Source organism: Limnohabitans sp. (assembly GCF_044361645.1).
Lineage (GTDB): Bacteria > Pseudomonadota > Gammaproteobacteria > Burkholderiales > Burkholderiaceae_C > Limnohabitans_A.
In genome coordinates, this window is sequence record NZ_JBIKIL010000103.1 from 1 (window position 1) to 14,104 (window position 14,104).

General features: G+C 60.7%; 9 protein-coding genes and 1 pseudogene. All 10 read left to right on the top strand.

Annotation, left to right across the window (positions count from 1 at the left end):
* A pseudogene (locus ACIQ39_RS14670) lies at nt 1-827 on the top strand (hypothetical protein); the annotation flags it as partial.
* Between the two features lie 33 nt (nt 828-860).
* On the top strand, nt 861-2,162 hold the full coding sequence (gene icmH / locus ACIQ39_RS14675) for a type IVB secretion system protein IcmH/DotU (RefSeq protein WP_396435346.1): 1,302 nt from the start codon (nt 861-863) through the stop codon (nt 2,160-2,162).
* A 25-nt stretch (nt 2,163-2,187) separates the two neighbouring features.
* On the top strand, nt 2,188-6,351 hold the full coding sequence (gene tssM, locus ACIQ39_RS14680; protein WP_396435347.1) for a type VI secretion system membrane subunit TssM: 4,164 nt from the start codon (nt 2,188-2,190) through the stop codon (nt 6,349-6,351).
* Nucleotides 6,351-7,160 (top strand): TagF domain-containing protein, encoded by an 810-nt coding sequence (locus ACIQ39_RS14685; protein WP_396435348.1) that lies wholly within the window; start codon nt 6,351-6,353, stop codon nt 7,158-7,160. The genes tssM and ACIQ39_RS14685 overlap by 1 nt, the downstream gene beginning before the upstream one ends.
* Nucleotides 7,157-8,260: a TagK domain-containing protein gene (locus ACIQ39_RS14690; RefSeq protein ID WP_396435349.1), complete on the top strand. Its 1,104-nt coding sequence runs from the start codon at nt 7,157-7,159 to the stop codon at nt 8,258-8,260. The genes ACIQ39_RS14685 and ACIQ39_RS14690 overlap by 4 nt, the downstream gene beginning before the upstream one ends.
* Nucleotides 8,257-9,132, top strand: a complete 876-nt coding sequence (locus ACIQ39_RS14695; protein ID WP_396435350.1) for a type VI secretion system accessory protein TagJ — start codon at nt 8,257-8,259, stop codon at nt 9,130-9,132. Before ACIQ39_RS14690 ends, ACIQ39_RS14695 begins: the two co-directional genes overlap by 4 nt.
* Complete coding sequence (gene tssE, locus ACIQ39_RS14700) at nt 9,129-9,779, top strand: type VI secretion system baseplate subunit TssE (RefSeq protein ID WP_396435351.1); 651 nt, start codon at nt 9,129-9,131, stop codon at nt 9,777-9,779. The genes ACIQ39_RS14695 and tssE overlap by 4 nt, the downstream gene beginning before the upstream one ends.
* A gap of 26 nt (nt 9,780-9,805) precedes the next feature.
* Nucleotides 9,806-11,686, top strand: coding sequence for a type VI secretion system baseplate subunit TssF (tssF, locus tag ACIQ39_RS14705; RefSeq protein WP_396435352.1), 1,881 nt, complete (start codon nt 9,806-9,808; stop codon nt 11,684-11,686).
* Nucleotides 11,686-12,777: a type VI secretion system baseplate subunit TssG gene (tssG, locus tag ACIQ39_RS14710; RefSeq protein WP_396435353.1), complete on the top strand. Its 1,092-nt coding sequence runs from the start codon at nt 11,686-11,688 to the stop codon at nt 12,775-12,777. The genes tssF and tssG overlap by 1 nt, the downstream gene beginning before the upstream one ends.
* A gap of 17 nt (nt 12,778-12,794) precedes the next feature.
* Nucleotides 12,795-13,934 (top strand): type VI secretion system protein TssA, encoded by a 1,140-nt coding sequence (gene tssA, locus ACIQ39_RS14715; RefSeq protein ID WP_396435354.1) that lies wholly within the window; start codon nt 12,795-12,797, stop codon nt 13,932-13,934.
* Nucleotides 13,935-14,104 lie beyond the last annotated feature (170 nt).

Genomic DNA, 14,104 nt, shown 5'->3' on the forward strand with positions numbered 1-14,104 from the left:
GCCTGGGCCTGGCCACGCTGCGCATCAACGGGCCCATGGGTTTGTCGCGCCATGTGCAAAAGGCCGTGCACCTGGTGGCCGGGCACGAGCAGCGCGTGACGCACCGTGTGGACAGCATTGCCAAGGCGCAGTGTCCGTTTGCTGAAAGCGTGTGGCCCGGCACGCACCAAGACGTGGTGGGTGGCTTGGCGCACCAGCACCAAGGGCGCAGCCACGAATTGGCACGGGTGCCGTTGGGCGAAATGTATTACGAGGCCTATGGGGCGGGATTGCCGATGTTGTCCATGGCAAAGTTAGAGAAAACGGACCTCAAGCTCTACAACGAGTTCCAATTCACCCACAAAAACGCACGGGGTGCAGGGGCCAAGAGCCTCGCGCGCCAATACGGTGAAAGCCAAGGCACGCTGCAAGAGCAGCTGAACTGGCACATGGCGCGTTACGTGGCCTATTTGCGTTTGCGTTACCACACCCTCGACCACCCGCAACGCCCAGCCCCGGCGGTGTTTGAGATGGTAGAGGAACAACTGCGTGGCTTTGCCAGAGTGGCCAATCACCCACGCAGTCGAAAAATTCACTTGCCCGATGCGCAAGTGCGCGCGTTGTTGCGTGCCTATCTAGAGCCTCTGGCTTTGTCACCGGCCCAAGTGTCTTTGCTGGACTACTTTGTGCACGACAGCCTGGCCACCAGCCCGATGGACCTGGCCGCTCAGGCTGCAGGCAACAACGGTTATTTCAAGCTGCGCGGCATTGACACCAGCGACGAGTTGCCCGATGCGCTGCAAGCCCAAACACACCTGGACCAAACCGCGAACGAGGCCTTGGCCTGAAAAATGTGAACGAAGGATCGAAAGATGACCCCCATGGATGAGACCACTCCAGCCCCCGAAAGCGCAGCCCAAGCGTGGGCCATGCCCCCCGAGGACACCGAAACACCTTTTATCAAAGATGCGGCACCCGTGTCCGTGCCCCCCGGCCCCAACCACGACGAACGCTTGGCCGAACTGCGCCAGGCCAGCGCCGAGGGGCGCAACGTGTTGATGTTGGCCAGCGATGCTTTGCTGCGCGCATTGGCCGAAGTGCCCCAAGCGTTAAACGCCGAGCAAGTGCATATTTGGCACAAGCTGCTGGTGCAGGAGTTGACGCAATTTACCCGTTTGTGTGAGCAACTCAATGTGCGACGCGACCACATGTTGGCGGTGCGCTATGTGTTGTGCACGGCTTTGGACGAGGCCGCCAGCATGGCCCCGTGGAACACCGATGGCGATGGCATGTGGGCCAACAAGGCTTTGCTGCCCCACTTTCACGGCGAACGCGAGGGCGGCGAGGTGGTGTTCATGTTGGTCGGGCGCATGGCCCATGCGACGCAAGAGCACATGCCAGTGCTGGAGCTGGTACACCATGTGCTGAGCTTGGGCTTCACGGGCTTTTACCGCACCAAACCCGATGGACACCGGCAGCTGGAGTCGATACGCCACCGCTTGTTCACCATGGTTTCGGGCGCGCGCGCACAGGTGCCGCGCGAGTTATCGGCACGTTGGCGCGGCGCGAGTGCGGGCAAGTTTCGTCTGCTCAAAGCGGTGCCGGTTTGGGCCTCGGCCAGTTTGCTGGGCTTGGTGTTGTTGGGGCAGTTTTCATGGAGCAAATACCAGCTGCTGAGCACTTCAACCGAGCTGGAAAAACGCATCCACGCGCTCAAGCAGTTGCAGCCTGCCGAGGTGGTGGCCGCGCCTTCTATGGGCCTGGTGCAATTGCTAGACCCTGAGATCGCCGCTGGCCGGGTAACGGTCACCGACGACAGCACACGCTCTGTGGTGGTGTTCAAGGGGGACGGCATGTTTGCGCGAGGGCAGGCCGATTTGAGCCCCGCTTCGCGCCAAACGGTTGAAAAGGTCGGACAGGCCATTCAGTCTGTCCCCGGCAAGGTCAGCGTGACCGGCCACACCGACAACCTGCCCGACCCCGACCCCGGTGAAATCAACCGCAACTTGTCTTTGGGGCGCGCCACCGAAGTGGCCAAGGTGTTGCAGGCTCAAGGGGTTGCGCCAGAGCGGATATCGGTCACGGGATTGGGTGCTCAGGACCCTGTTGCCAGCAATGACAGTGCCGCTGGTCGCGCCCAAAACCGGCGTGTGGTCATCGAAGTGATGAACACGTCGCAGTAAACCCACATCTGAAAGTCATAAAACCATGAAAGAATTTTTCAAAGGCCCGGTGTTCCGTGCATTGCTGGCATTGCTGGCGTTGGTGGTGTTGTCGCTGATGGTGTGGTTTTTAGGGCCCTACCTGGCCGTAGGCGACTTGCGCCCCTTGGGCACCGTTGGGGTGCGTGTTGGTGTGATCTTGCTGCTGCTGGCCGGCTTGCTGGCGTGGACGCTGCAGGTCTCGGCGGTGGTTGGCTGGTCTTTGCTGGGGGCGGCTGCGCTGTGTTTGCTGATTTGGCATGGTGGGCCTTTGCTGGCCTTGGGCCCATGGCAACCTTTGCAGACGATTTGGGCACGGGTCTTGGGCATCGTGCTGGTGTTGGTGGTGCTGGTGGTATGGGGTTTGTACAAGCTCTACACCGCCTTGCAGCAAGACGAACAGATGCTGCGCAACTGGCTCAACCGCAACAAAACCAAACCCCCTTTGGCACGCGAAGAGATTCGCGGTCTGGCTGCTCAGGCCAAGCAAGCGGTTGGGCAATTGCGCCAAATGCACTTGCACATGGCCGGTGGCACCGGTTCGGTTTGGTCGGGGCTGCGCCGCTTGGTCGAGGGCAAGCGCTACTTGTATGAGCTGCCTTGGTATGTGCTGATTGGGCAACCCGGAGCGGGCAAGTCTTCGGTGGTGGTGAATTCAGGCTTGCGCTTTCCGCTGGCTGACCAAATGGGGGCAGCCAATGCACAGCTGATGCTGCAGCGCTCGTCTGGTACGGCCAATTGTGACTGGTGGTTGACAAACGAGGCGGTGTTTTTGGACACCGCTGGCCGCTACACCGAACAACGGGCCTCAGGCAACGAAAACGCCAGCGCTGTCAACGAAGCGGAATGGCGGGGGTTTTTGGGGGTGCTGCGGCAGGTGCGACCGCGCGCACCCATCAACGGGGCTTTGCTGGTGGTGGATGTGGCCCAGCTGATGCAAAACCCTGCCGCTGAGCGTGTGGCCTTGGCCGCACAGCTGCGGGCCCGCCTGGAGGAGTTGCGCGGCCAGCTGGGCATCCGTTTTCCGGTGTACCTGCTGCTGTCCAAGGCCGATGTTTTGCATGGTTTTAACGCGTATTTCAGCACCTTGACGTCTGAGGCCCGCGCCCAAGTCTGGGGTTTCACACTGCCTTGGCAGGAGTCAAGCTCGGCTTTGTCCAAGTTGCGCAAGTCAAAGGCAAATGGCGCGCTTCACAAATCGGGCACGGGCCAGGCCAACACAGACCAAGCCTTGACTTTGGCCGGGCAGGTGGTCCGCGAGTTTGAGGCACTGGTCGACCGCATTGGTGAAGGCGTGGCCTCGCGTTTGCAAGAAGAGTTTGAGCTGGAGCAGCGGCAATCTTTGTATTTGCTGCCCCATGAGTTAAAAGCCCTCGAAGCACCTCTGCAAGAGTTGGTGGAGGCGGTATTTGCCGATTCACGTTACGACACCACGCAAATTCAGCCCATGCTGCGTGGGGTTTACCTGACCAGCGCCATGCAAACGGGCCAAGAAATATCGGCCCAACCCCATGCCCTGTGGGTGCGTTTGCAAAAAGCGTTTGCGCTGGCAGGCAGGGCAATAAGGCTGGCGCCAGCGCCAACCGGTGGTCTGTCACGGCGCAGTTATTTTTTAACCGACCTGATGCAGCGCGTGGTCTTCGCCGAGGCCCACCTGGTCAAACCCAACTTGCGCTGGGAGGCTCGCTCACGTTTGCTGCGCTGGATAGGACACAGCGTCGTTTTGCTGACTTTTTTCTGGTTATCGGGGGCGCTGACCTTGAGTTTCCACAACAACAAGGGGTATTTAGAGCAGGCCAGCGAGAAGACCGAGTTGCTGACCGCCGAAATGAAACGCTGGCTGACCGACCGCAGCGTGCAACAAACCGACAAGGTCCTGAACTTAGCGCAGGCCCTGCCGTTGCAGTCTGGGCTTGATTTGTCTGCCCCGGCCATGTCCTACCAGTATGGTTTGTACAGCCCACATGCGATTGCAACGGCCTCGCAAGAGGGCTACAACCAATTGCTAGACCGTTTGGTGTTGCCCGAAGTGATCGCGCACATGGCACAGGTGATGAAGCAAGCCGTGACCGAAGACGATGCACCAAGCGCCTACGAAACCTTGCGGGTATACCTGTTGCTGCATGACGGCAAAAAATTTGCCGAGAGTCCAGACAACGCACGTGATGTTCGCCAATGGGTCACGCAAGAATGGCAAAACAACCCCGACGCACCCACCGAAAGCACACCAGAAGGTGCTGCTGCCGATACCAACAAGGCGGCGAAGACCACCCTGTCGCTGCCGCAGCGCTTGGGCAACAGCACGTCAATGGTGGGGCACTTAGAGTGGCTGTTTTCTGGTCAACGCGCGGTGCAGTCGGGCACCTCGGCCAACGAAGCTTTGGTCGGCCAAGTGCGTGCATTTTTGGACAAGCGCACCAGCAGCGAGCGCTTGTATGAACGTGCCATATCGGCCTTGCTGGACCAATCACCTCAAGATTTCAGTTTGATACGCGCCTTGGGGCCACAGGCTGGCACCGTGTTCAGCCGCGCATCAGGGGCCAGTCTTGAGCAAGGCGTACCTGGCCTGTTCACCTATGACGGCTACCACGATGTGTTTGCCAAGCAGTTGCCCAAAATTTTGGTGTTGGCGCAACAAGACGACAACTGGGTGATGGGCAAAGCCAAGCCGGTGGTGCTTGATCAAAAAAAAAGCACTGTGGACAACAAGTCTGAACAACAAGCCCTGGTCGAAGACGTGCGGCGTCAATACCTGAGCGAGTACGCCGAGCTTTGGGAGGAGTTTTTGAACGATGTGCGTCTGATCAAGTCAGACAAGTCGGGCACCTTGGCCTTTGACTTGGGGGTGCTGCGCCAGCTCGCATCGGCCGACTCACCCTTGGTTCGCTTGGGCCGCTTGAGCGCCCGAGAAACCACCTTGTCGCGCCCCTTGCTGGTGAACTCCGAAGACAAATCGATTTTTGACAAAGCAGCCGACCAACTGGCGCAACAGCAAAGCAAAGCCGCCACGGGTTTGGGCGTGCGCCCCGAGCAGCGCACAGAGCGTCAATGGGTGGATGACAAGTTTTCGGCGCTGCGCGAAGTGGTGGCCGGCCAAGCCCAAGGCACACCAGGTCCACCGGGTGCCAAGCTGGGACTCGAGGGCATGACCAGCGCCTTGAACGAGTACTACACCGTGCTGGTGGTGGCCGATTCGGCTCTGAGCTCGGGCAGTTTGCCGCCTGCAGGCACCGAGTCGGCAACCAAGCTGCGCATTGAGGCCGGCAAACTGCCAGCCCCTTTGCGCGAGGTCTTGTTAGATGTGAGCAAAAACGGTGCCGAGAAAGTTGCGCAAGGCGCCGCCGTCATTTTGCGGTCCCAAGCGCAATTGCAGATGGACCGTTTGGTCGGCCTGCTGGCCCTGACGGTATCGGAGCCTTGCCAACGCCTGATCGCTGGACGCTACCCCTTTGCAGACAGCCCCCAAGAGGTGGGGGTTGACGACTTCAATGCATTTTTTGCCAGCGGCGGTGCCGCCGACGAGTATTTCAAAAAACACCTGCTGCCCTTGGTGGACACCAGCGTACGCCCTTGGCGTTACAAGACTGAGGCCAGCGCCCAGCTGATGACCGGCACCGAAGGCATGGCACAAGGCCAAGCGCCCACGGGCGTCTCAACCGGCCCCACTTTGCTGGGCGAATTGCTCAAACTGTTGGCACAAACCGGCCCCAACCCCGATGCGTTTGCCCAAGTGGGTCAAATTCGAGAGATGTTCTTTCGCGAACAAGAGGGCAAACGCTTAGGTTGGCGCGGCGAGTACAAGGTGGTGTCTTTGGATGCCGGCGTGACCGAATGGGTGATCGACCTGGATGGCCAAGTGCAGCGCTACGCACACGGGCCGATTCAAACCATTCCCCTGCAATGGCCCGGCCCACGCGGCGGCACGATGGCCGAGTTGCATGCCCACCCACGCATCAAAGCCGACACCTCCAGCATCGGCGTCAGAGGGCCCTGGGCTTGGTTGCGTCTGATGGAGCGGGGGAAACTGGTGCCCAGCACACAGCCGGGCAAGCTTTTGGTGGAGTTTGGTTTTGACAACCGCCGCGCCGTCATGGAGGTCAGCAGTGCAGGGGCCAGTCCATTCAACAGCCCGGTGTTGCGTAACTTTACCTGCCCCGGAAGGAGCACCTGATGACCCTCCGACTTTGGCACCTCATGGGGCGCTGGCTTGGGCGGCGCAGTTTGGCCACACCACCTTCGGTGTGGGGCAAATTGCCTTCTCAAGGCGAGTTTGTCCACCACCGATGCCCCGTGGCCGAACAAAAGGCTTGGCGCCACTGGGCAGATGCGTTTTGGCCCCAGCGGTCGGCAACGCAGCCATCGGATGCGGCACGCTCGCGCCTGGATGCATCACCTTGGATCAGCCTAGAGGCCGTGCCGCCCTCGGAGCGTTTGCACGAAGTTCCGATTGCCTTTGTGTTGCCACCCGGCGCTTTGCCGTTTGCACCCACCCAACACCTGCAGGGCGTGATGCTGCCCTCCAAAGACAAAGTGGGCAGAGCCTGCCCACTGATCATTTATCAAAAAACCAGCCCCGCATGGATGCGCCGGACGTGGCAGCGGAACACCGAGGCCAATGGCCAAAACCTGCTGTTTTGGTGGTCTCGTTTGGCCTGGCAAGCCTTGCGCCAAGATTTGACTTTGCCCGAATGGTTTGCACGGCTTGACGCGGTATGGGCCCTGCACGAGCCTGGCATGGCGCAATGGCTTGGCGCTGCTGCGCGCGCTGTGGATGCACCACCCTTGCATGCGCTGCTGGGGCCTTTAGACCCCGAAGACCCAGCCACCCACATGCGTGGGGTTTATCACCTCCCGTGGGCCGATTGGCCTGAGCGCAGTTTGCGCTCAACCCTACCCTTGGCCGCTTTTTGGACACAGGACGCCCAGGGCGGCTATGTGCAAGCGGCCTCTAGTTTGGCGAAACTTTGGAGGCAAGCATGAATGCTGTGAGCAGACCCGCAGACACCCAAGTTTTGTGCGTGACACGCTGGGAGGGGCGGGCGGTGGAATGGCCTTTTGTCATGCCCGAGGGCACAGAACAAACCGACTTGGCCCGCATTTGGCACGAATTGGGCTTACCCTCAGACCCCCACCCCGAAGCCGAGCTTTGCGTATTTCATAAACCAAACCACGCCAACGACCAAGCTTGGGCATTTGAGCACCGGTGCGAAGAGCTGCGCTGCGGCCTCAATGGCCGACAGGTGCCGCATGGCCAACGGGTTTGGTTGCATGCCGACGATGTGCTGGACATTGGCTTGTGCCGACTGGGTTTGCAAAACCCCCAAAGGCTTGGCGCAGCACAACAAAGCGCCGCCACGGCCAACACCGATGACGTGGCGGCATGGGACTTGACCACGCTGGCCCATGGCGCCATGGCAGACCCTCTAAAGCCTGCCGACGCATTTGACGACCTGCTGGGCTCGACCTCGTTGCAAGAAGACGCGGCCATGTCCGTAGCGCCCTCTCAACAATGGCCCCAAACACCGCCACAACCCCCAGCCCAAACGCCCGCCACCCAACAGGCCTTGCTGCCAAGTTCAGAAGTGGGCACATCGTCATCGGCAGAGTGGCCGGTCTGGCAGGCCAAAGTGATCCCCGATGGCTTGGCCGAGCCCGCGCAAGAGCAAGCCCTCGATCAGTGGCATGCACTGTACATACGACGTCTGCAAGCGCCCCACGAAAACTCAACAGAAAGCGCCTGGGTTGGTTTGACCGAACAACACGCCGGAGCCAGGGTTGACGCCATGTCCTCCCTCATGACACGGGCCGAAAAGGGGCCCGATTTGTCCTCCTTGTTGGGCGAGAGTGAGCACATCAGCAGCGTGTTGAGCCGACTCGATGACCCGAAAGATCCGGACTGGTTGGCCGCCACCGAAACCGTGAATGTGTTGCACCTTTTTGCACCACACAACTGGCAGGCGCCGACATCACCGACCGATGTGCCCCTGATCAGCCGCCAAGAACACCACGGCATGGCCATCGACAGCGCCGTGTCTTTGTCCAGCACCCCCCCAGCCCCCTCCAGAGACCAGACACCATGACCGAACTGACCGTATTGAACAACCACCAGGGCAGCGCCCCTTCGGGCTTGCTCAGCAGCTTGACGCACTGGCAAGCGCGTGTGCGCAGCGCACCCACTGCCGCCGAAAACCGCTGGGCTTTGGTCGAAATTTTGTGCCAACTGTGCCAATGGGATCGGGCTTTGCAACAACTGCAGGCCTGGGCTCGGCTGGTACCCCAAGGCAAGGCACAAGCCCATTTGCTGCGTGGATTGATTCAGGCCGAAAACCAGCGCATGCGTGTTTTCAGAGGCCAAGAGCGTGCCGCGCCCGTGGTGGATTTTCCAGATTGGATGCAAGACATGGCCAAAGCCTTGGAACACAACGCCGCTGGTGAGCCCGAATTGGCTGACACATGCCGCCGACAGGCCTTAGAACACGCACCCAGCCGACCTGGTGTCTGCAGCTGGCGCGTCCGCCGCCCGGGCCAACCGGAAGAGGAGCAGCGCCAACAAGACTTTGATTGGCTGGCTGACAGCGACACGCGATTGGGCCCCATCTGTGAAGTCATACTTGCTGGCGCTTACCGATGGGTGGCGTTTTCAGACTTGGCGCTGCTGCAACTGACCCCCCCTAAAACGCCTTTGGACCTGGTCTGGACTCCGGCACAACTGCAACTGCACGGCGCGCCCAAGGACACCAGCGCTCGCACGCTGCACGTGTATTTGCCCTCACGTTCTTGCTGGACCCATGCACCCAACGAACCTACAGAGCAACAACAAGCCTTGATGCAATCCCACCTGACGGTGTGGCAAGAGGTGGGCGACACCGGCGTGTTCTCCCAAGGCCAAAAAACATGGATGAGCGATGGCACCGATTGGCCACTGCTGGACATTCGCGAGGTGCGCACATGATCGGCACCGCCCCGACTGCCAGCGTTGGCAGCCCAGCAGATGCCGCAACCGGTGCTGAACAGGACACCCCACCGTTCTTCGAACACAAGCCTGTGTCGGCACGCACAGCACACCCGGCAGTGCGCCCCTTGCCCTCACAGCAAAACACTTCTTTGCGTCAAAAGGAAAGGCATTTTTTACCGACCTTGTTTGACCGCCTGTGCGACGACGCCCCCACCGAACAAGTGGACAGTGCCAGCCAATACAGCGCCACACGCAGCCGCATGCGGGACATTGTTCTGCGTGATCTGGCATTGCTGCTCAACACCACCGACGCCTCTGACTTGTTTGACAGCGAAAGATATCCCCAAGTGGCCCAGTCGTGCACCAATTACGGGGTACCCCCTCTGGCCGGCGGTTACTTGTCCGAAAAAAAGTGGAGCGACATCGAGCGCATGATCCGCACCGCCATCGAGCGCTATGAACCGCGCTTGGTGCGCGAGACCTTGACCGTCCGTCCCCTGCTCAAAGAGCAAGCCAGCAACCACTACAACGTGCTGACTTTTGAGATATCGGGGCACATCCACATGAACCCGTACCCGATCGAGTTTGCCGTGCAAAGCGCGGTGGACCTGGAAAGCAGCCGCATCGAGTTGCGCGCACGCTAAACCACCGCCCCAAGGAGCCACACCTCATGCACCCGCAACTGCTGCGCTACTACAACGAAGAGCTGCTCTACATGCGCGAAAGCGCGGGCGAGTTTGCCCATATGCACCCGAAAATCGCACGGCGTTTGGGCATGCAAGGCCAAGACGTGGCCGACCCCTATGTGGAGCGCCTCATCGAGTCTTTCAGCTTCATGTCGGCGCGCATGCGCATCAAGCTCGACGCCGAGTTTCCGCGCTTCACACAGCGCCTGCTGGAGGTGGTGTACCCCAACTACGTCAGCCCCACCCCCTCCATGGCGGTGGCACAAATGCACCCCAAAATCACCGAAGGCGACTTCAGCAAAGGCTTTGTGGTGCCCAGAGACACCCCTTTGTACGCACAAGCGCCACCGGGTGAGGTCACGGCTTGCCAATTTCGCTCGACCCAAGAAGTCACCCTTTGGCCCCTGCAAATAGTGCACGCCCGGCTGACCGGGGTTCCCCCCGACATCCCCGCACCCGACCGTTATTTACCCGCCCACGTGCAAGTGCAAGGGGCTTTGCGGCTGCGCTTGCGCCTACAAGGGGAGTTGAAATTTTCTGACTTGCGCGGTTTAGACCGCCTGCCAATCTACCTGTGTGGCCAAGAGCAAACCGCATCGCACTTGTTTGAGTTGCTGCATGCGGGCGCCGCAGCCAGTTTGGTAGGCGAGCCCGGTCAAATGGCCAAACAGCCCCACATCGTGACCGAGCAGGCCTTGGTGCACGAGGGCCTCACGCCCGCTCAAAGCATGTTGCCCTTGAGTTGGAACAGCTGGTTTGGGCACAACTTGCTGCACGAGTACTTTGCCTGTCCCTCGCGGTTTTATTTTTTCGCGTTACAAAACTTGTCGGCCGGCTTCTCACGCATCCAAGGGCAAGAAGCCGAAATCGTGATCTTGCTGACGCGCCCCACCATGGCCCTGAGCACACAGGTCGATGTGGCGCAGTTTGCGCTTCATTGCACCCCCGTCATCAACCTGTTTGAGCACCGCACCGACCGACTTGAGGTGCCGGCAAGCCAAACCGAAATGCATTTGGTGCCCGACCGCTCACGGCCCATGGACTACGAAGTCTTTGCGGTGCAAGAGCTGCAAGGCCAACAAGCCGAAACCACCGAGATGCTGCCGTTTCGCCCCATGTACCAAACCCTCAACCACGACGAGGGCAACCACGGGCGCTACTTCTCTGTTCGGCGAGAGCCCCGCTTGGTGCCCGAAAGCACCCGCAAATACGGCACCCGCACCTCGTATGTAGGCACCGAAACCTTTGTCAGCCTGGTCGACCAGCACGAAGCCCCCTACAGCCAAAGCTTGCGCTACCTGTCGGTCAAGGCCCTGGTGACCAACCGCGACCTGCCGCGTCTGGTGCCACGCAACGGCCGCAACGATCTGCGTGTAGGCGAGTCCTTGCCGGTGGAGTCAATTGGGCTGATCCGCCCGCCATCGGCACCGCAACCCCCTTTTGCAGAGGGTGAGCTGGCCTGGCGCTTGATTCGGCAATTGGGCTTTAACTACTTGCCCCTGCACGACATGACCGAGCGCGAAGGCGCGCAAGCCTTGCGCGACATGTTGCGCATGTTTGTGCAGCAAGACGACCGCATCGGGCACCAACAAGTCAGCAGCCTCATGGCCAGCCACATCGCGCCCGTCACCCGCCGCCTGCCGGCCTCTGGCCCCCTGGTATTTGGGCGCGGCATCGAGTGCCGCTTGACGGTGGACGAAGACGGCTTCAGCGGAATCAGCCCGTATTTATTTGGCTTGATTTTGGAACACTACTTGGCTCGCCACGTGGCCATCAATACCTTCGTGCAAACCCAGCTGCACAGCATGCAACGGGGTGAGGTGGCCCTGTGGCCGGTGCGCATGGGGCAAAGAGGAGGCGTGTGATGGACCCCAACCCACAACCCACAGACAACTCAGCCGAGCAGCCCGGCACAGACCACTGGCCCAAAGCCGTGCTGGACGCACAGCAAACCCCTTGGCGACACAGTTTCATGGGCTTGCTGCGCCAGATCGCCAGCGCTGACCACCGCAGCATGGGTGCGCCGCGCATGGGCATGGCAGAACGCCCGCATCAAGAAAGCTTCCGGCTCGGACAACAGGCCAGCTTGGCTTTTGCGCCCCGCGAATTGGCCAGCGTCAAAGTGACGGGCAAGCAAGCCCATCTGCGTGTTTTTGGCCTGGGCCTGTTGGGGCCTAACGGGCCACTGCCCTTGCACATGACCGAGCTGGTGCGCGAGCGCACAGAAGCAAAGCGCGACAACACTTTGGCCAATTTTTTGGACTTGTTTCACCACCGCTACCTGACCCACCTCTACCGCGCCTGGTCACAGGGGCAATCAGCCGCTGGCCTGGACCGCGCCGATGACGAAACCTTCACCCGCTACGTTGCCCGCTTGGCTGGCGACGAGCCCCACGAAGTGCAGCACAGCGCCTTAAGCCCACATGCCCGCTGGGCCAGCAGCGCACACCGCATCCGCAGTGCACGCGACCCCGATGGCTTGGTCAGCACGCTGGCGCGTTACTTTGGCGTCAAGGTACGTTTGCACGAATTTCGACTGCACTGGATCAAGCTCGACGCCCAAGACCTGTGCCAGCTGGGGCACCCCCGGGCCTCCGGCATGCTGGGCTTGGGCGCGGTGGCCGGTGAACTCATCCCCGACCGGCAAAGCAGCTTTCGCCTGACGATTGGCCCACTCGACTTGAATGGCTATCTGCGCCTGACGCCTCAAGGCTACAACGGCTCGCAAGACCTGCCTGCCTTGGTCGAACTGGTCCGCAGCTTCATCGGCCTGGAGTTTGGTTGGGAGGTCGAATTGCTCATCCACGCCAACGCCGCCCCTCCCGCGCGACTGGGCGAAGCGGCACAACTGGGTTGGTCCAGCTGGATGGGCCAAGCCCCTGAGGGCAAGGACCACATCACAGGCATGGTGCTGGCACCCGAAGAATACATGCGCAGCCCATCCGCTGCGGCCTGACACACAGGCAAGCCCCCATGAAAAACACTTTGCAAAACCTGATCCAAGCGGTCACCAACGCCATCATCCCAGGCCCTTTGGTGGTCGACATTCCCGCCGCTTGGCTAGAGCCCATACACCCGGATTTGCCCTGTGGACCACACCTCGAATACGACCCCGAATTCGCGGTTTTGGCCGCACGCCTGACGCCCAAGGCCGAAGTCCAATACGGGCAATTCAAAGCCCGCGCCAACGAGCCCGAATGGAAAGACATCGAACGCGACTGCCAACGCCTGTTGTTGCGCAGCAAGGACCTGAATTTATTGATCTGGTTCACACGCAGCCGCACCCGCCAAGCCGGGGCACCTGGCTTATTGCAAGGCCTCAGCAGCTTGCAACAGATATGTGCCTTGTTCAGCGACACCGTACACCCCCAAATGCACATCGAAGGCGAACATGACCCCATGGTGCGCGCCAACGCACTGGCCGCGTTGTGCGACCCCGAGGGCCTGTTGGAAGAAGTGCGCGAGGTGCTCATCGTCTCCTCCAACGCACAACGCCTGAGCGTGCGTGACGTAGAGCGCGCCCTGGCCGTACCACGCGCCGCCTACGCCCTGGATGCCGATGCCGTACAGCGCCAACTGATCGACCTGTACCAAAAGCGCGACCCACAACTGCTGGCCCTGCAAGCGAGTGCCGCCTGCGTGCAATACCTGCAAACATGGGCCAACCAATGCCTACAAGACCACGCCCCCACGCTGCTGCCCTTGTCCAAACTGCTACAGCCTTTGCTGGGCTCGGCCTGCGCCGTGTTGCCCGTGGCCTCACACAAAGTACAAGCCGAACCCGCAGACAGCGCTCACGCCCCCGAAAGCCCGCAGCCGCCAATTGAAACCATGCTGACCAACGCCGCCGACACAGCAACGCCCCTGGCACCGCTCAGCCTCTGGTCACAGCCCGCCCTGTCAGGAACCCGGTCTGCCGGCTCTGCCAAACAAAACCGTGAAGAAGTCCGTCAGGCACTGGCCCAAGTGCGTGCATGGATCGAAGAAAACGAGCCCAGCAGCCCCGTGTGCATCTTGCTCAAACAAGCCGAGCGCATGTGGGGCAAACGGTTTTCTGAAGTCGCCCACATGATCCCGCCCGAACTGCTGCAGGCCTGGGACAAAAAAGACTAAGCCAACACAAGCCAAGCCACCCCATCACCTTCAGAGGAACCCACGTCATGTCCACCCTCTTCTCCAGCGAGCGTGCCCTCACCGTCAGCAGCCCCGCCATTCCCCAGCTCGCCGGCCGGCCTGCCCTGGTGCCCCTGCAGCTGTCGGGTTTTGAGGCCATCAACGCCTTG

Bases quoted from the DNA above. Each gene is read 5' to 3' on its own strand.
- ACIQ39_RS14685 (WP_396435348.1), top strand. From the start codon at position 6,351: ATGACCCTCCGACTTTGGCACCTCATGGGGCGCTGGCTTGGGCGGCGC.
- tssM (WP_396435347.1), top strand. From the start codon at position 2,188: ATGAAAGAATTTTTCAAAGGCCCGGTGTTCCGTGCATTGCTGGCATTG.
- ACIQ39_RS14695 (WP_396435350.1), top strand. From the start codon at position 8,257: ATGACCGAACTGACCGTATTGAACAACCACCAGGGCAGCGCCCCTTCG.
- tssE (WP_396435351.1), top strand. From the start codon at position 9,129: ATGATCGGCACCGCCCCGACTGCCAGCGTTGGCAGCCCAGCAGATGCC.
- tssA (WP_396435354.1), top strand. From the start codon at position 12,795: ATGAAAAACACTTTGCAAAACCTGATCCAAGCGGTCACCAACGCCATC.
- tssG (WP_396435353.1), top strand. From the start codon at position 11,686: ATGGACCCCAACCCACAACCCACAGACAACTCAGCCGAGCAGCCCGGC.
- tssF (WP_396435352.1), top strand. From the start codon at position 9,806: ATGCACCCGCAACTGCTGCGCTACTACAACGAAGAGCTGCTCTACATG.
- ACIQ39_RS14690 (WP_396435349.1), top strand. From the start codon at position 7,157: ATGAATGCTGTGAGCAGACCCGCAGACACCCAAGTTTTGTGCGTGACA.
- icmH (WP_396435346.1), top strand. From the start codon at position 861: ATGGATGAGACCACTCCAGCCCCCGAAAGCGCAGCCCAAGCGTGGGCC.